Below are 17,849 nucleotides of genomic sequence, written 5' to 3'. Positions count from 1 at the left end.
TAATTTCCGTCTGTTAGACGTTACTTCCATAAAGACCCCCTGGGCTGGGTGTCCAAATCAAATCGGGGTCAGGAACAACCGCCAATGATAAATAAAATAGCAAAAAGTGCGCACGAGGATTTCATAGCCGACCTATCGGACTATCGAAGTCATTCTTAACAACGTCCGTTTTTAAATTATTCTGTTAAGTACAGAACACAGTCAGAAGACCCGATATACGTCCAATAAAACACATTTCAATGTACAAACGAAACCTTAATTATCAGAATAATTCCATGCCCAAGAGAATAGAAACAATTAACCAGAACAACCTTGAGAGTTTGTTCCCGGGCCACCCTTATCTTCTTTTATTCAGAAAGAAAGATTGGATGGACTATGCCTCGCTCTTAGCACATATCTATGATTTTCTTGAGGAAGAATATACCCGCGTAGAATACGAAGTTTTACGTGGACTGCTGATACAGTTCTATGCCGAGCAAGTCGAAAATGTTGAAGTCAAAGTGACAGACTATTTTCAAACCATGATCGTTGAGCTTCAGGTTCTAAAAGATTCTTATGACAGCCTGGGAAAACGGTATATTGAAGCCACGCGAGCCGGCAAAGAGCTGCTGAACCTTCTTGAGTCCCTTCTTTCATCAAGACGCAGATTTTCTGGAACCGGGGCAGATACGCTGCTTGGTACGCTGAATGACCTATTGCTTTCAAGTACCGAGATGTCCAAAGCAGAAGCGATTCGGCATCATCGTGACAAGATCGCAGCCTATCAAAACGACATTAAAAGAATTCAAGAAAATGGCGTCCAGTCAGCGGAACTCCTGCCTATTCATCATTCCAGCGAAGCTCTTTTTAACCAGGCGCAAGAGGCCGCTTTACACATATTGGCAGCTACTGAAGATGTAAAAGCGGCCATTGAAAGAGAACGAAAAATACTGGTCGAAAATCACCTGCAACAGAAACAAACCCCTGGTGCAAATGTGCGCACTATCGCGGACTTTCATCTTAATCTAAACAGGACCGAAGAATTCAAAAGCTACTATCAAGCTAAGGAACTCTTTTCCCAACTTGAAGGCAGCCAAGTTCGCCACAAGCACTCGGACATTTCGCGTATCTTACATCAGCTAAAAAAGAAAGAAGTAATATCGGCAGAAGCCATCAAAAAGTCTCATCTATTCGACTTTACGCGACAATTTTCAGCTGCAGATGCCGGCATCAAAGAAAAAACAAAAGTTCAAATTCAAATCCTGCAACAACAAGTCAGTTATGCATTAACTACGGACTCTATGATGTCCCAAGAAAATCTCAACTTTATTTTTCAGAAGCTTTACGAGCGCAAGTCTGAGGCTTTGGACATCGTAGGGCAGCTCAATCTTGAATTTGATATTCCATGCGTAACCAACTTTGGCCCTATTGAAGCCAACCAGTTCCTATTGCAAACAGAATCGCCTGAAGTCATGCTTACGACGGAAGACTTCACTTTAGAAGAGCTGCGATACCTTATGGAGTCCTTAAAGAAGTCTGAAGAAGAATCCGTCAAGAATGTTCTAAGAGATTTTAAAGCCTTCCTGGCAGAAAACGGATCCTGCATCCTTTCTGAGTATCCACTTATGTCGAGCTTGGTGTCTTTATATGTTCTTCTTGAAGCCGACCTGCTCGACTCTGAAATAGAGAAAGAGCTTCAGCCGCCCGTGGATATCTTGCTAACACTATATTCAAAACAGTTCTTTATAAAACAAGTGCCTAACTATAAATTTAACCTAAGGAAATCAAATGCTATCCAAGTCTGAAGTCACAATCGCTGGCTGTTTAAGAAGACTATTGAAAAATCGGTTCACTTTACAAAAGAAATCGCGCGAATGGTTCAGTCATATGGTTGATTATGAAAAAGATCTGCAAAAGGCTATCCATCAACTAGGTGCAAATCTCGTGGTCAATCAAAGTCTTGGCTTAGCCTATATTACTCCAGGATCTTCCGAGGATGAAGAACGTATTAGTTATCAACTTGGAAGTAAGATCACACTAGACAAATTGTCCACTATTATCATGCTTATACTCAGTAAGCGCCGAGCTGATTACCTGCACAACCCGGAAAATGAAATCTGTGTGATTACTAAAGACAACCTCAAAGAAGAACTTGCTCCCTTCTTGGAACATATTGAAAAATACCGTGAAGATCGAGCTCTGGAAAAGGATCTTAAAGATTCATTCAAAGAACTCAAAGAGCTGCAGGTTCTATTGTCTCTTTCAGAAGATCAAAATACCTTCGAGATTTCTGCGGTCTGCGACATCCTGATGCCCTTTGAAAGCACTCAACGAGTTAGGTCCTCTATCGAAACTTATATTAAAAATTCAACGATCATTGATGATACCGAGACACCCCAGGAGATCTAAATGCTTGATAAAGGACATTCTTTAGTCCGAGTGGAAATGCTGAACTGGGGGAATTTTAACGGTCATCAAGAGGCAACTTTTAAAAATGACTCTATTCTTCCCCTTCATGGAAATAATATTTCGGCGTCAGCAATTCTGGGAATCAATGGTTCGGGAAAGTCCTCGCTGATTGACGGGATTATGATTGCCCTTTTTCCTTTCGATAATTTGCTTAGACTTGGTGTTACTAACGACTCTGAACGAGGAACCAGCGGTGGCCGTAGTATTGCAGATTATGTGCTGGGAAAGTTTGCCTCTACCACAGGCAAAGAAAGTAAGAATCTTTCGCAGGTCTATAACAGATCCTCTGGCACCTCTATGTTGCATATCTGTTTGCAGAACAATGCACATCCCCAAAAGCATATATCTGCCGGAATTATTTGGTGGTATAGCGGACATCAAATTCAAGATCGTCAATTTTATATCATTCAACAAGAGGTGGCCCTTAAAGATCTTAGCACAGACAGTGGTGCAGCGCCAAAGAACCGTAGTAAATTCAAAGACATTCTGGCTACCCGTTTTCCGGGCTATAAGCCGTTCGATACCGCCCAAGGCTATTTCGCATCTTTATCCGGCCTTTTAGGGGGCATTAGTAAGGATGACCTTAAGATCTTTAATCGAGCTTTCTATGTCAAATCGATTGAAGATATCGACGTTTTTGTTAGGGAAAACATGTTAACTGAAGAATCCAACGAAAATCTGGATACTCTTCTGATGAATATGGAAAATGGCAACGAAATTACCAGTCATATTAACAAGTGTCAGGAAAAGATCAAAGATTCCACCGGCATTATCGCCGAGCTAGAACAACTTCACAACATAAGGGAAAAGCTACATAAACTTCATTTGGATAAAATGTTTATCAGATTGTTCCATCTATGGGAGCCCTGGCAGAAAAACCTAGAAAGTATTCAATTAGCGAATGAACAGATAGAAAAGCTGAAGATAGACAAGCCTCAGGTCGAAAGTGAAGAGACCGTGCTTAAGGCTCAAGTGCAGGCACTGTGGAATCAGGTTAATTCATCCGAAACCACCCTGATCCTGAACAATCTCGAGCGTCAAAAAGAAAATGTGGAGCTTCGTTTGAAAAGCTCAAAGGAACACACTGACCGTTTGTCTGTCGCTTTGCAACGGGCCGGATTAAAGCTGACGACGTCTCCGTCTGAAGTTTTCTCAAATATCATAAAAAAGTCTATGGAAATTCGCAATGAACAAGAAAACCGACAGGTAGAGCAAGAGTTTTTAAATCGGGAAACGACTCCGCTTAGTCAGCACATTGGTCGCCTTAAAGAGGAGCTTGAGCACCTTTCAAAGTATAAAACAGTTCTGGATCCTGCCGTGTACAATATCAAGACTGCTGCAATGAATGCACTAAAAATTCCCAATGGCAATCTGATGTTTGTAGGTGAACTGCTGACAGTGACGAATCCGAAATATCAATTAGCAGCAGAATCAGTTCTTGAAGGAATTTCTAAAAATCTTTTGGTACACCCGGACTACTTAGACATCTTTACTGCTTGGCTAGACAAGACTTCCGTTGCAAAAAGTATCACAGTCAAACGATTGCAAAGTGACGACTTAAAGGGCGGTCATACACTTGCTGCTCAGGTGGCGAACTCTATCCTTTCCCATCTGGACATACGATCATCCAAAGACCATCCCTTCACGTCTTATCTTGCAAAATGGCTGAATAATGTCTTCGACTATCAGATAGTCAAAGCAGAAGATTTTAAAAAAGGAAAAGGCAGTCTGGTTACTGAATCCGGGCTTGTAAGGCGGGATCAGCAAACCATGCGAAAATTAACCAAGAATCTGCGCTTTAATCTTGGTTGGGATCCTGTTGAACGCATTAAAGTTCTAACAGGAGAACTTACTGATCTTCTTCATGAGCTAGACCGTTTGACGAAAGCCAGTGGGAACTTGATCAAGCTGATACGGGAAAATGACCGAACTTTAGATCTTCTGGCTGATTATAAATCCAGCGAGGCCTTGGATTTCATAAAGGTCGATCACCTGATTCAACAGATCAAAGATCTCGACGCTCAAATTGAAGATACAAAAAAGAAGGATCTGGCCCTTGAAGTCCTTCGCCAGAAGTATGACAAGCTCAATGCTGAATTAGAGGCCGTACACGCAGAAAATATTAAAATTACTTCTGAGCTGAAGAGGTTAGAGAATAGTTTACCTGCTTTAACTGAAGAAGCCGCCGCTTATGAATTGACATATAGAAAGTCCAAGTACTTTGAAACACTCAATGCCCAGGAAAGTACAGATGCTATTGAACTGCGATTTGTACAAGATAGAAAGAACCTGTCTAAAAAAGGCCACACACTTGTCACGGGCATCGAAGCTGACGAAGAGGGCCAAAACTCGAAGAAGGAACAGTTTTTAGCCAAGGTGAATAGCAGCTTAACCCGCTATTCTTCAAAACACCAGGATACCCATCTTCCCTACTTGCTAAAAGATCTGTCTGTTCTAAACTCGGTACAGAAAGAATGGATCACCTATAAAGATCGCCTGGAAGGAACAGAGCTTATGGGCCTTGAAGAAAAGTGGCGCCATTTCTTTAATGACACCCTGGTTAAGTCCATCAAAGATATGCTTAATGAAGTCAAAACACATCGCCTGACAATTGAGGAAAATATTTCCGCCATCAATGAAGTTCTTAAAATGACCTATTTTGAAAAACTTCCAGATGAAAATCGGTATTTACAAATTCACCATACCCCCTGCCCCGATGAAAGAATCATTAAATTCCAAGCTTCCTGCAGGGAAATTGAGAAAATCCTAGCGACTCCTTCACTAAGGCTCCAGATCGAAAATGCTTCGGAAGAGCTTCTTGCGCCTTTGGAGGCCTTTGTAGATGACCTTAAGGACGATCCAAAAAGACGGGAATTCGTAACCGACGTTCGAAATCATTTTGAGTTTAATGTGCAGTCTTGGAGGCTAAAGAAAAATGCGACAGAAGTGGAATGGGGTGAAACATTCACCGGTTCTAAATACGATGCTAAAAGCTCGGCACAGACCACACAGCTTGCCTATACCCTACTGGCGTCATCCCTGGCGTATCGATTTAAATTTAATGATCCTGAAGCAGGTCAACTGACCCCAAGAATGATTATTTTGGACGAGTTCGGTGGTAAATTCGACAATGAAAAGCCGGAAGACGTTATCAAAATGCTGGCGCATATGGGATTTCAAGCGATTCTTGTCAGCCCCATGTCGAAAGCAGAGCTTTTGGCAGACAGTATATCGACGTTGAACCTTGTTCATAAGGCATCGGCAAGCAAGTCTAAGCTTCAGTACTACTTCCTTCAATCAAAGCAAGAGTATCATGAGTTGCTTAAGTCCATGGATAATCTTCAACATGACTGAGATTTTAAAACTTGATGATATTTTTGAGAAGGCGTTTAGATTCTTCCTCTTGAATGAGGTTGATAGCTATGTTTACCGATTCCGAAACTCTGGCGGGTTTGATGATTACTATGCCCGTTTAGATAAAGAGGTCCGGCGACATCCGTTTTTAAAAATAACTGCATTGCGCCCAATAAAGGAAGGGCGAATAAAGGTATCTCGTCCGTCGGAAGTCACAATTTCTAAAAAGGACTTTTTCAAACAGTGTCCAGTACAACTTGCAATTTACAATAGGCTGCTTGAGGCCAAAGGTATTTGCCATTTAGTCGACTTTGATGCGTTTTTGGAAGCGAACTTTGCGATCTGTGTTCGTCGTCATATCGTTCTTAAAGAGGCTATTGAATTATTTCAGTATCTTATCAAAGACGAAGATCAAATAAAGGGCCTTCTTCCCCGTCAGCTTCAACATTCATTTTCGACAAAACTTATCGGCAAAGAGCCTTTGCTTTTGGCTCTATTAGCATTTCATACTGGCCAGGCTGCAAATTGGGAAACTTTCTTTGAGTTTTTTGGGCTAATAAAGCGACCGCCTGAATTTCGGTTTTATGCTCCTCAGTGTAAATGGAGTGAATCCATCTTAAAGCAATTCCACGGAGTTCTTTTTCAAGAGAATATCGCAACCTTCTGTTTCCAAAACCTGGAACGGACCCTCGTCATTGAAAATATAGAAAGCCTCCTGCCCTTGGTCGGTAAGTGCGATAAAACCCTGTTGATCTGGGGAGAAGGCTGGAAATGCTCGCAGCTTATTCCCCTATCGGCGCAACTTCCAAAACCGATATTTTATTGGGGCGACCTGGACAAGGAAGGGTTAGAAATCGCGGATAAGTTTATTAGCGGAACCTCGGCCCGCCCCATTTTGATGGATGAGGCCACCATTGATAGCAATATTCACCTTAAGGAAGCGGTAGAGAAAAGCCCTTCTACCAAGAGGCGCAGCCTCAGGGGCCTTCAGGCAGCCTATGCGCGGGTAATTTCGGACGGTATACGCATCGAGCAAGAGAAGCTCTGGTTGAACTTGGAGCTTCTGCAGTCGCCAAAGGACATATAATAGATTTGGCACTAAGGACACACTTAGGCACCAATACTTTTATAGAAAATAACGTTAGCATTTACAGATACTTACGATTTTACTTTTAAAAAATGTTTCTCATTATATACAAAATAGTAAAATTGTATATAATGAGAAACATATGCCAGCAAAAGCACCACTCATCAGTCAAAAACAAGAGCGAACTCTTCGTATCATTGGACAGCGTCTACGCGACCGCCGAGAGGAGTTAAATCTGAGCGCCACTGTGGTAGCAGAGGCCGCTGAAATATCCCGCATCACTCTTTACCGAATCGAAAAGGGAGAGCCCTCTGTCGCTATGGGAGCTTACCTAAATGCTATCACTGCTTTGGGGTTAACACTGGACCTGAGTGACTCTTTGACTAAGAAGTCCCCTGGCAACGCAAAGAACAAGCTGCCAAAGAAAATACCGATTGCAAACTACAAACAACTTAAACGCCTTGCCTGGCAACTTAAAGACACGGCCGAACTAACGCCTCAAGAAGCTTTGGATCTATACGAACGAAACTGGCGCCATGTCGACCCCAAGAAGATGAGTGACCAAGAAAGAGAATTGATCACAACACTTCTAAACGCCTTTGGCCGGGAGAAGCTGCTTGTTTAGGCGCCAACACCATGTCTGCATTGCTACAGTTCTTCAGTCACCCTCTTCGGCGAAGGAACCGCCATCGCTTTGGCTCGCGACGAGTACCGCGAATCCGTGGATATAGACTTTCTGGTCTCGGACCGAGATGGCTATCAAAAACTAAGAAGTCTGCTCGTCAAAAGTGGCATCAATGCCATTACCAGACAGGGTATGCCTCTTACTACTGCCCGGGATATCCGCGCTGATCAATATGGCATACGCACCATGCTCCTGGTCGGCGATATTGAAATCAAGTTTGAGATTGTCCTTGAGGGACGCATTGAGCTGGATCCCCCTGTTGATGCTGAAAGGATCTGTGGAACCTCTACCCTGACACCACTAGATATGGCTGCGACGAAACTGTTGGCAAACTCGGATCGCTGGTCTGACAGCGCCGTTAATAGCCGGGACTTAATCGATCTTGCAATGGTAGAACTGGATAAAGATGTGCTTCATGAAGCGATTCAAAAAGCATCCAAGGCATATGGCGATATTATCGAGCAAGACCTTAAAAAAGCCATCGCAGCGCTCTCTAACAACAAAGGCAAACTGGATAACTGCATGACTGCCCTTCAGATCGATACTATTCCGAAAGCAGTGCTCTGGAAACGTATACGTGATCTAAAGCCATCAAGCAATCGGTAAAACATCCAGATCCTTGGGACGGATCTTGCGCAATTCCTCTGGGATGGATTTCAGAATGGCTTCACCCAAAGCTTCAATCAGTTCATTCTTGTAGTGCTCGCGACGATACACCAGTCCGATTTCGCGGGCCGGAATCGGCCTTTCAAACGGAACCAGATGACTGCGTGCACCCACTTGTTCTGTCGCCAGATGCGGCAGCAAGGTGTAGCCACCGTACAAATCCACCAGGTTTTTCAGGGTCTCAAGGCTGCCGCTTTCAAATTTGTACCGACGCCCCTGCCCTTTGCCTTTTTTCACCGAGCAGATATCCAGCACTTGATTGCGCAGGCAATGGCCTTCCTCCAGCAACCAGATGTCCTCCATGCCCAGACTCTGGTATTTGATTTTCTTCATGTGGGCGTACTCGTGATTCTTTTCACACAGCACATAGAACGGCTCATAGTACAGCGGGAACTCAAACATTTTCGGCATCAGTGTGGGCGTCGCCAAAACGCCGACATCAATATCATCGCCGTTCAGGGCTTCCAAAATCTGGTCGGTCTGCATTTCTTTGATATTCAGATCCACACCTGGGAACATCTCTTCCACCACCGGCAAAAGTCGAGGCAATAAATAGGGAGCCACCGTCGGAATGACACCAATAGACAAGACTCCTTGTTTGGCACCTTTCTGCTCATGCTGAATAATACTCTCAATTTTCCTGGACTCAAAAAGGACCGTCTGAATTTGGGATATCAGTTTTTTACCCATGTGTGTCAGCAAAATGGGTTTTTTAGAGCGGTCAAAGATCACCACTCCCAAATCCTCTTCCAGCTTCTGTATTTGCATGCTGAGCGTGGGTTGGGTCACGTGGCAGGCCTCAGCCGCCTTGGCAAAATGACCGTACTTATGGACAGCCATAACGTATTCCAGCTGCGTCAAAGAAAAGTTCACTTTTGGGCTCATAAGGGCTCCTCAAGCGCTATTATGCCGCAATAGACAAAATCTATCAATGCATATTTATAATCGATTTCCCTAAAAAGGGTTGATCCCGTAGTCTCAAAGACGAAAGATGTCCACTAACAATTAAACCTGCTGGTGGACCTGAATTTTTATTTAGGCCCTAAGGCCACAACCTAACCACTTTATTCGAAGGAGAATAAATGCAAACTATCATCAACACGAAAGTGCCAGATTTCAAAGTTCAAGCTTTCCATCACGGTGATTTCAAAACTGTGACTCAGAACGACCTGAAAGGTAAATGGTCCATCTTCTTCTTCTACCCTGCGGATTTCACATTCGTATGCCCTACTGAATTGGGTGACATGGCTGACAAATACGCTGAGTTCCAAAAAATCGGCGTGGAAGTTTACGGTGTTTCCACTGACACTCACTTCACTCACAAAGCATGGCATGATGCTTCTGAGACGATCAAAAAAATCAAATACCCAATGTTGGCAGACCCTACCTTCCAATTGACTCGCGCATTCGGCGTGCACATTGAAGAAGAAGGTTTGGCTTACCGTGGTACTTTCCTGGTGAACCCAGAAGGTAAAATCGTTTTGGCTGAAGTTCAGGACAACGGTATCGGCCGTAACGCCGATGAATTGTTCCGTAAAACTCAGGCAGCTCAATACATCGCTGCAAACCCAGGCGAAGTTTGCCCTGCGAAATGGACTCCAGGCAAATCCACTCTGAAACCAGGTCTTGATCTGGTTGGTAAAATCTAATTTAGATTTTACTTAATGTGCGAGTCCCCGCCTATGGCGGGGACAAGCCAATAACCGCGAAACAGAAATTAGCTGAAAGTTGCAAATGCAAGGCGGGAGAAGGAAGCCGTACTCCTGTACGGCGACGCCGACCAACGCAGCAGTTGCACCTTTCAGGTAATTTCCCCCCGAACGGAGGTCACATGTTAGACTCTTCTCTTCTTGAACAACTAAGATCAGTCTTCGGCTCTTTGGAAAACACTGTTGAGCTTGTCTATGAAAACAGCTCTCACGAAGATCAAAAAGATCTTTTGGACATGCTTCAAAGTGTTGCCAGCACCTCGGACAAAATCACACTGACGCAGAATACGTCTGGCACTTCTCCGATGCCTCAGTTCCGTATTGACTATAAAGGCAAGCACACGGGCATCGTGTTCAAAGGTATTCCCGGCGGTCACGAATTCACTTCGTTGATTCTAGCGATCCTGAACACCGATGGCAAAGGCAAGCTTTTGGACAGCGTGATCGCGGACCGCGTTCGTCGTCTGAACAAAAACATCACCATTCAGTCTTACATCTCTTTGACTTGTGAAAACTGTCCTGAAGTGGTTCAGGCTCTGAATCAGATTGCATTGATTCACGGAAGCCTTCGCCATGAAATCATCGATGGCGGCTATGTTCAGGACGACATCAAAACTTTGGGTATTCAAGGTGTTCCAAGTCTGGTGGCGAACGCAAAAATGTTCCACTCCGGCCGCATCCAGCTTTTGGATCTGGTCACCAAACTGGAATCCACATTTGGTGTCGACGCGAATGCAGCACCATCCGAACCTGTGAACAAAAACCTGGGTCACTTTGACGTCCTTGTGATCGGCGGCGGCCCGGCAGGGGCTTCCGCTGCGATCTACACGGTTCGTAAAGGTCTTTCCACGGCCATGATCACTGAAAAAATCGGCGGTCAGGTGCAGGAAACCAAAGGCATCGAAAACCTGATTGGTGTGACTTACACCGAAGGCCCTCAACTGGCAGCCCAGTTGAATCAGCACATTGCCAGTTATCCGGTGAAGGTTCTTGAAAACCGTCGCGTGAAAAAGATCCACACGGAAAGCAAAGTCAAAGCCATCGAACTGGAAAGTGGCGAACACCTGACAGCCGACGCGATCATCGTCACTACGGGGGCGAAATGGCGCGAATTGGGCGTGGAAGGTGAAAAAGAATATCTGGGCCGTGGCGTGGCTTACTGCCCACACTGTGACGGTCCATTCTATAAAGGCAAAAAGGTCGCTGTGATTGGCGGAGGAAACTCGGGCGTGGAAGCGGCAATCGATCTGGCCGGCATTGTTCGCGAAGTCGTGGTATTTGAATACAACGATCAGCTGAAAGCCGACAAGATTCTGGTGGATAAACTAAAATCCCTGCCCAACGTGTCCATCGTGACCAGCGCCAAAACTGAAAAAGTCATCGGTGACGGCAACAAGGTTCAGCAGATCCAGTATTTGGATCGTTCCCTCAATAAAGAGGAAAAAATGGACCTGGATGGCATCTTTGTGCAGATCGGCCTTGTGCCGAACAGCCAGTTCCTGAAAGAAACTGTGGAGCTGACCAAGTTCGGCGAAATCATCGTCGATGAAAAAGGTCGCACTTCAGCCAAAGGCATTTACGCTGCCGGAGACGTCACCACGACGCCCTACAAGCAGATCGTGATTGCCATGGGTGAAGGCGCGAAAGCGGCGCTCGCAGCCTTTGAAGACCGTATGTATCACTCTTAGTTTTAACCAGAACGTTCCTGTAAAATCCATGGGCCCCACCCTCTTGGGGCCCATTTTCCATTTCTGCGCAAAGCATCTCTCTTGACTCCGATGACGCCTGACCTACGATAAGTCTGCAAAACAGGAGTCCATTTAATGAAAACAGCATTGAAAATGCCACTATTAGCAGCTCTGGTTTTTTCCATGAGTGCCTGCCAAACCCTGAACAAGAAGGAAGCCGTGAACGCAGAATACATTCCGCGCGAAGTTCTTTTTGGAAATCCCGACATCACCGGGATCAAGATCAGCCCTGACGGAAAATACGTCACTTATCTTTCCGCCCACAAGGGTGTACTGAATATCTGGGCTCAGGAATTCGGCAAGCCGGAAACGGCAAAACCTGTCACCCACGACACCAAACGCGGCATTTTCAGATACAATTGGACTTACACTCCGGGAATTCTGACCTTCGCTCAGGACGTTGCCGGTGATGAAAACTTCGGCCTGTACACCCTGAATGTCTCCACTGGCGAAATCACTGAAATCACCAAGCCTGGCAAGGTCACTTCCCAGATTGCTGAAACCAGTCATCTGCGCCCGCAGGAAGTGGTCATCATGACCAACGAGCGTGATCCAAAGTTCTTTGATTACAAGATCCTGAATCTGACAACCAAAGCCACCACGGATCTTTTCACCAATACCGAAAACTATGCCGGGATCATGTTCGACAAGAACTTCCACCCGATCATCGCCAGCCAATCGAACAAAGATGGTTCTTCCACAATCTTCCTGTGGGACGCCGGCAGCAAAAAGTTTGTTAAAAAGACTGTCGTCCCATTCGAAGACAGCATGACTTCTTCCGCAGTGGACGTTTCTCACGATGGCAGCAAAGTCTATTTGCTGGACAGCCGCAAACGGGACAAAGCCGCTTTGATCGAATGGGATATCAAGTCTGACCAAAGCAAAGTGGTTGCCTCGGACGAACGCTCGGATATTCAGGGTTTGCAAATGCATCCCCAGACCGGAAAACTTCTATGGGCGTCCTCTTACTATCTGAAACGTGATATCCAGTTCTTCGACAAGGACTTCCAGAAACACTTTGAAGGGATTGAGAAAAAGCTCAACACCGAAATCAATGTGACCTCCATGAGCCTTGACGGAAATCAGTGGGTTCTGTTTGCAGATTCTACCGACAAACCTGTGGCGTTCTATTTCTATGACGCCAAAACCGGAACTTTAAGTCAGCCTTTGTATCACACCAAAGCCATGATTCCTTACGGCAACCGCCTGAGCGCCATGGAAGCTGTTGAAATCCCATCCCGTGATGGCTATCAGCTGGTGTCCTATCTGACTCAAGCCCGCAAGCCGGCTGGCAAATCCCTGGTTTTGCTGGTGCATGGGGGTCCTTGGGGCCGCGATGACTATGGATACAATCCTTATCATCAGTGGCTGGCGGATCGTGGGTATAATGTACTGAGCGTGAACTTCCGCGCCTCGACAGGTTTTGGGAAAAAGTTCCTGAATGCGGGCGACAAACAATGGGGCCGCAAAATGCACGACGACCTCATTGACGCCGTCAACTGGGCTGTTAAAAATGACTATGCCGATCCGAAACAAATCGTGATCATGGGCGGATCCTATGGTGGTTATGCCGCGTTGGCGGGTGTAACCTTCACTCCGGACACTTTTGCTGCCGCGGTGGATATCGTGGGCCCGTCCAATCTGGAAACTTTGCTTGCCACAGTTCCGCCGTACTGGGAAAGCTTCCGCGCGAATCTTTACAAGCGCGTGGGCGATCCGACGACAGCGGCTGGCAAAAAGCTTTTGAAAGAGCGCTCTCCGCTGACTCATGTGGATAAAATCAAAAAACCACTTTTAATCCTTCAAGGGGCCAATGACCCGCGCGTGAAAAAAGCGGAAGCTGATCAGATCTATAACGCCATGGTGGCTAAAAAGATTCCGGTGGAATATGTATTATTCCCTGATGAAGGACACGGTTTTGCCAAGGCTGCCAACAACATGGGGGCTAACGCCATCACCGAGGAATTCCTGCAAAAATACCTGAAAGGACGCCTGGAGCCGATTGAGGCTCAGGTCAAAGCCTCTTCAGCGCAAATGATCACTACGCCTCAGTAATTCCCTGAAGAAGGCCTGAAAGCAAAAGCCCCGGTTTCCGGGGCTTTTTTTTGTTTTTATAATTCGCAAAGTTCTATGGAATGCCCGTCGGGATCCAGCACGATGGCCTTTTTGCCATCAGGCATGTCTGTCGGGTCTAATATGCACATGGCACCGGGAACTTTGACAAGTTCCTGCACGGTTTTCTCCAAATCCGTAATCTTAAAACCCAGCTGCAGGCTTGGAATCTGAGATCTTTGAGGATTTTGGATGTTGTACAGTGAAAATTCGACGCCGTTATGAACGGCTCTGTGAACTTCACTCCCTTTATCAACTTTTGACGCTGTAAATTGAAAGCCGATAATTCGATAAAAACCCAGCATGCCCTGTAGCTGCGTGGTGTTTATTGTGATAGAAGTGAATAGCAAACTCATCCGTCTATTATCTGAACCGAGGCCGTATGAAACAAGAAAAAATTTATCTTAAAGACTATAAATCCCCTGCCTTCACGGTAGATTCCATTAACCTCGACTTCAATCTGAACGAAGACTTTTGTCGAGTCGTGGCAAAATCCCAGGTTCGCCGCACCCACCCCGGTGAGATGCGCCTGAATGGCGAGGAACTGAAACTGGTTTCCATCAAAATCAACGGCCAGCAGTTGAATGCCGACCAGTATCAGATCACGGAAGAAGAACTGATTGTTCCGTCAGTTCCCGACAGCTTCACTTTGGAAATCGAAACTGAGCTGCAGCCGCAGAACAACACATCCCTGGAAGGACTTTACAAATCCAACGGCATCTTCTGCACCCAGTGCGAAGCACAAGGATTCAGAAAGATCACTTACTTCTTTGACCGTCCGGATGTGATGACTTCTTATTCCGTGACTATCGAAGCTGACAAAAAGAAATACCCGGTTCTGCTTTCCAACGGCGATCGCATCAAAATGGAAGACCTGGGTAACGGCCGCCAAAAAGCTTACTGGCAGGATCCGCACAAAAAACCATGCTATCTGTTCGCTCTGGTTGCGGGTGACTTGGGTGTGATCCGTGACACCTTCACAACAGTGAATGGTCGCAAAGTGAATCTTGAAGTCTACGCAGCTCACGGCAAACAAGAGCGCTGCCAGCATGCGATGGAATCCCTGCACAAATCCATGAAGTGGGACGAAGAGGTCTTTGGCCTTGAATACGACCTGAACGACTACATGATTGTGGCGATTGATGATTTCAATGCCGGCGCGATGGAAAACAAAGGTCTGAATATCTTCAACTCCCGCCTGGTGCTGGCTGATTCCAACTCGGCAACCGATGTGGACTTCCATAACATCGAATCCGTTGTGGCTCACGAATACTTCCACAACTATACCGGCAACCGCGTGACGTTGCGTGACTGGTTCCAGTTGTCCCTGAAAGAGGGTCTGACTGTATTCCGCGATCAGGAGTTCTCTGCTGACATGACGGATCGTGGTGTTCAGCGTATCGAGGACGTGGATGCTTTGCGCGCCGGCCAGTTTGCTGAAGACGCTGGTCCAAACTCCCACCCGGTTCGCCCGGAATCCTGCATGGCGGTGGATAACTTCTTCACCATGACGATCTATGAAAAAGGGTCTGAAGTGATCCGCATGATGCAAACCATTGTGGGCCGCAAGGGCTTCCGCAAAGGGATGGATGAATACTTCAAACGTCATGATGGTCAGGCTGTCACGACGGAAGATTTTGCAGCCGCGATCTCGAACCCTAACAACAAGGACTTCACTCAGTTCCGTCGCTGGTACAACCAGTCCGGCACTCCGGTGGTTGCGGTTCAGGAAAAATTCGATGCTGACAAAGGCGAATTCCATGTGACTTTGGAACAAAGCTGCCCGCCGACTCCGGGCCAGCCGACGAAAGAACCATTCCACATTCCATTGATGATGGGTCTTTTGGACAAATCCGGCAAAGAGTTGTCTTTGAACTGCGACAAAATCACCGCAAACACTGACGGCAAAAATCTGATGGAGCTGAAGGAGCAAAAAGAGACCTTCGTGTTCAAAGGCCTGAAAGAGCGTCCGGTTCTTTCCATCCTGCGTGAATTCTCTGCTCCGGTGAACTTGCGCTGGGAAGCTTCTGAAAACGATCTTTACTTCCTGATGGAAAAAGACACAGATTCCTTCAACCGTCGTGAGATGGCTCAGAAACTGGGGCTTCGTCTGTTCAAAAAGATGATCCAGCAGGCTCGCGCCAAAGAAACCATGACTTTGGATCCTCGTTTCATCAGCACCATGACTTCCATTTTGGAAGATCAGGCGATGGATCCGGCGTTCAAAGCGAAGATGTTGCAATTGCCAAGCTATGCTGTTCTGGCACAGGAAGAGGCGGTATTGGATGCGGAAGCATTCTATAAAGCCCGTACAGCTTTGCGCAAAGAGATCGCAACCGCCAACCGCAATCAGTTGCTGAACATCTACAAGAAATTCCATGGCGTGGAACCAAAAAGCCGTGATCCAAAAGTCTTCGGTCACCGCTCTTTGAAAAACCAGGCTTTGGCTTATCTTGCAGAACTGCACGATCCGGAAATCATGGACATCGTGAACAAGCAATACTGGGAAGCTCAGAACATGACCGATCGTATGACGGCAATGTCTTTGCTGGCGGATTCAGACTCTGCTCACCGTGAAAAGGTTTTGGCGGACTTCTATGCAAACTGGAAAGACGATTCCGTGGTGATCAACAAGTGGTTCACGGCGCAAGCGACCACTCACCGTCAACAGACATTGGAAGACGTCAAAGCATTGACGAAGCATCCGGCGTTCAACATCACGAACCCGAACAATGTGTATTCATTGCTTCGTGCTTTCGGGGCGAACCTGGTGCGCTTCAACGACCCGAACACCAACGCTTACGAGTTCTATGCTGACAAGATCCTTGAGATCGACCCAAAGAACCCGCAAGTCGCGGCCCGTTTGTGCGCGGCCTTCAACTTTGTTTCCAAGCTGGAACCAGCCATGAAGGAAAAGGCCCTGACTCAAATCAAACGCATGGTTGCTGTAGAGTCTTTGTCCAAAAACTCCCGCGAACTTTTGCAATCGGCTTTGAACTAGGTGGTTGCCCAGGACGGCGGGCCCGGAATCGATCCGGGAGTCCGCCGCTTCAGAGGGCACGCGTCCGTGCTCAGTCGGTGCCGGGGCGTTGCCCCGGTTCGCGCATCGTGCGCCACCGAAGGCCCTCTTACGGGCAGCCTCCCGGCTCGTTTCCGTTCCCTCTGCCCTCATCAATCAACTACAATGCGACCTTAAAGTGCGCATAAAAAAAGGGAGTCCAAAGACTCCCTTTTTGCTTTTTACTTGTGATGCACTATTGCCAGAAAAAACAACCAGGCACCTTTTAGTACTTCGTTCGGCAGTGTTCTAGGAACTCTTCGCGGGTTTCCATTCTGGATTTGAAGTGACCGCGCAGGTCGGATGTGGATGTTGTGCTGGAGGTGTCTTCGATGCCTCTCATCATTACGCAGTAGTGTTTTGCGTTGATGTGGACGGCGATGTGTTCGGTGCCCAGGATGTATTGAAGGCAGTCGGCGATTTGTTTTGTCAGACGTTCCTGCACCTGAGGGCGGCGGGAGAAATACTGGACAATGCGGTTGATCTTGGACAGACCTATTACTTTTTTATTGGGGATGTAGGCCACTGTTGCGAAGCCGTCGATTGGCAGGAAGTGGTGTTCGCAGAAAGACAGGCAACCGATGTTTTGCACCACGATCATTTGATCGTAGTTCATTTTATTTTCGATCACGGTCATTTTTGGGAACTTCTTGGGATCCAATCCTCCGAAGACTTCGTTCACGTACATTTTAGCTACGCGCTTTGGTGTTTCGCGCAAAGAATCATCATCCAGGTCCAAACCCAGAGTGTTCATGATGTCGGTGAATTTTTCGGTGATGCGTTCGATCTTTTCTTCGTTGGTCAGACCGTTGTGGATCATCGGTGTTGGACGGACGTTTTCCAGAATCTGTTTCACCGACGCTGACACGTCCGAGTATTGAGCTTCTGCTTTAGCTTTTACACTCTTTTTGCTGGTTTTCTGGGTGGTCTTCTTTGTTGTTTTTGCCATTGTCATTCCCTGCTCGAAAAGCCCACTTATGCC

Annotated in this window: 13 protein-coding genes; 10 read left to right on the top strand and 3 right to left on the bottom strand. The window is 46.4% G+C overall.

The annotated features are described in order from the left end of the window. Positions 1–239 precede the first annotated feature (239 nt). The 6 genes from AC04MQ_RS10035 to AC04MQ_RS10010 all read left to right on the top strand — a co-directional run bounded on the left by AC04MQ_RS10035 (position 240) and on the right by AC04MQ_RS10010 (position 8,180). Positions 240–1,784, top strand: a complete 1,545-nt coding sequence (locus AC04MQ_RS10035; protein WP_475392006.1) for a hypothetical protein — start codon at positions 240–242, stop codon at positions 1,782–1,784. After that, positions 1,768–2,388: a DUF4194 domain-containing protein gene (locus AC04MQ_RS10030; RefSeq protein ID WP_475392005.1), complete on the top strand. Its 621-nt coding sequence runs from the start codon at positions 1,768–1,770 to the stop codon at positions 2,386–2,388. The genes AC04MQ_RS10035 and AC04MQ_RS10030 overlap by 17 nt, the downstream gene beginning before the upstream one ends. Beyond that, on the top strand, positions 2,389–5,802 hold the full coding sequence (locus tag AC04MQ_RS10025) for an SbcC/MukB-like Walker B domain-containing protein (RefSeq protein WP_475392004.1): 3,414 nt from the start codon (positions 2,389–2,391) through the stop codon (positions 5,800–5,802). It begins immediately after the preceding gene. After that, entirely contained in the window at positions 5,795–6,889 is a 1,095-nt protein-coding gene (locus tag AC04MQ_RS10020; protein ID WP_475392003.1) for a Wadjet anti-phage system protein JetD domain-containing protein, read from the top strand. The genes AC04MQ_RS10025 and AC04MQ_RS10020 overlap by 8 nt, the downstream gene beginning before the upstream one ends. A 142-nt stretch (positions 6,890–7,031) precedes the next feature. Beyond that, on the top strand, positions 7,032–7,514 hold the full coding sequence (locus AC04MQ_RS10015; RefSeq protein ID WP_475392002.1) for a helix-turn-helix domain-containing protein: 483 nt from the start codon (positions 7,032–7,034) through the stop codon (positions 7,512–7,514). Positions 7,515–7,583: 69 nt separating this feature from the next. Then, positions 7,584–8,180 (top strand): nucleotidyl transferase AbiEii/AbiGii toxin family protein, encoded by a 597-nt coding sequence (locus tag AC04MQ_RS10010; RefSeq protein WP_475392001.1) that lies wholly within the window; start codon positions 7,584–7,586, stop codon positions 8,178–8,180. On the opposite strand, the gene AC04MQ_RS10005 is transcribed toward AC04MQ_RS10010, so the two are convergent. Next, positions 8,166–9,125, bottom strand: coding sequence for a hydrogen peroxide-inducible genes activator (locus AC04MQ_RS10005; protein WP_011164919.1), 960 nt, complete (start codon positions 9,123–9,125; stop codon positions 8,166–8,168). The two genes, AC04MQ_RS10010 and AC04MQ_RS10005, sit on opposite strands and share 15 nt — an antisense overlap. A 197-nt stretch (positions 9,126–9,322) precedes the next feature. Here AC04MQ_RS10005 and ahpC point away from each other — a divergent pair, with 197 nt between their 5' ends. From ahpC to AC04MQ_RS09990, 3 genes are all read left to right on the top strand, one after another. Next, entirely contained in the window at positions 9,323–9,889 is a 567-nt protein-coding gene (gene ahpC / locus AC04MQ_RS10000) for an alkyl hydroperoxide reductase subunit C (protein WP_011164920.1), read from the top strand. Positions 9,890–10,071: 182 nt separating this feature from the next. Next, on the top strand, positions 10,072–11,637 hold the full coding sequence (gene ahpF / locus AC04MQ_RS09995; RefSeq protein WP_475392000.1) for an alkyl hydroperoxide reductase subunit F: 1,566 nt from the start codon (positions 10,072–10,074) through the stop codon (positions 11,635–11,637). Positions 11,638–11,772: 135 nt separating this feature from the next. Further along, positions 11,773–13,752 carry a S9 family peptidase gene (locus tag AC04MQ_RS09990; protein WP_475391999.1) on the top strand — a complete coding sequence of 660 codons (1,980 nt, stop codon included), beginning with the start codon at positions 11,773–11,775 and terminating at the stop codon, positions 13,750–13,752. 56 nt (positions 13,753–13,808) lie between these two features. On the opposite strand, the gene AC04MQ_RS09985 is transcribed toward AC04MQ_RS09990, so the two are convergent. Next, complete coding sequence (locus tag AC04MQ_RS09985) at positions 13,809–14,165, bottom strand: VOC family protein (RefSeq protein WP_041577782.1); 357 nt, start codon at positions 14,163–14,165, stop codon at positions 13,809–13,811. A 26-nt stretch (positions 14,166–14,191) separates the two neighbouring features. Here AC04MQ_RS09985 and pepN point away from each other — a divergent pair, with 26 nt between their 5' ends. Next, a complete protein-coding gene (gene pepN, locus AC04MQ_RS09980) occupies positions 14,192–16,810 on the top strand; it encodes an aminopeptidase N (RefSeq protein ID WP_475391998.1) in 2,619 nt (872 codons plus the stop codon). 283 nt (positions 16,811–17,093) lie between these two features. Here pepN and folE read toward each other — a convergent pair whose 3' ends face one another. Beyond that, complete coding sequence (gene folE / locus AC04MQ_RS09975) at positions 17,094–17,822, bottom strand: GTP cyclohydrolase I FolE (protein ID WP_015091579.1); 729 nt, start codon at positions 17,820–17,822, stop codon at positions 17,094–17,096. Positions 17,823–17,849: the final 27 nt, after the last annotated feature.

It is taken from the genome of Bdellovibrio sp. MYbb2 (assembly GCF_056175685.1).
This window is presented reverse-complemented; position numbering and strand designations above follow the sequence as displayed.

What these genes read in the sequence shown, in the direction of transcription:
- AC04MQ_RS10035 (WP_475392006.1), top strand. Translation starts at nt 240, where the DNA reads ATGTACAAACGAAACCTTAATTATCAGAATAATTCCATGCCCAAGAGA.
- AC04MQ_RS10030 (WP_475392005.1), top strand. Translation starts at nt 1,768, where the DNA reads ATGCTATCCAAGTCTGAAGTCACAATCGCTGGCTGTTTAAGAAGACTA.
- AC04MQ_RS10025 (WP_475392004.1), top strand. Translation starts at nt 2,389, where the DNA reads ATGCTTGATAAAGGACATTCTTTAGTCCGAGTGGAAATGCTGAACTGG.
- AC04MQ_RS10020 (WP_475392003.1), top strand. Translation starts at nt 5,795, where the DNA reads ATGACTGAGATTTTAAAACTTGATGATATTTTTGAGAAGGCGTTTAGA.
- AC04MQ_RS10015 (WP_475392002.1), top strand. Translation starts at nt 7,032, where the DNA reads ATGCCAGCAAAAGCACCACTCATCAGTCAAAAACAAGAGCGAACTCTT.
- AC04MQ_RS10005 (WP_011164919.1), bottom strand. Translation starts at nt 9,125, where the DNA reads ATGAGCCCAAAAGTGAACTTTTCTTTGACGCAGCTGGAATACGTTATG.
- ahpC (WP_011164920.1), top strand. Translation starts at nt 9,323, where the DNA reads ATGCAAACTATCATCAACACGAAAGTGCCAGATTTCAAAGTTCAAGCT.
- ahpF (WP_475392000.1), top strand. Translation starts at nt 10,072, where the DNA reads ATGTTAGACTCTTCTCTTCTTGAACAACTAAGATCAGTCTTCGGCTCT.
- AC04MQ_RS09990 (WP_475391999.1), top strand. Translation starts at nt 11,773, where the DNA reads ATGAAAACAGCATTGAAAATGCCACTATTAGCAGCTCTGGTTTTTTCC.
- AC04MQ_RS09985 (WP_041577782.1), bottom strand. Translation starts at nt 14,165, where the DNA reads ATGAGTTTGCTATTCACTTCTATCACAATAAACACCACGCAGCTACAG.
- pepN (WP_475391998.1), top strand. Translation starts at nt 14,192, where the DNA reads ATGAAACAAGAAAAAATTTATCTTAAAGACTATAAATCCCCTGCCTTC.
- folE (WP_015091579.1), bottom strand. Translation starts at nt 17,822, where the DNA reads ATGACAATGGCAAAAACAACAAAGAAGACCACCCAGAAAACCAGCAAA.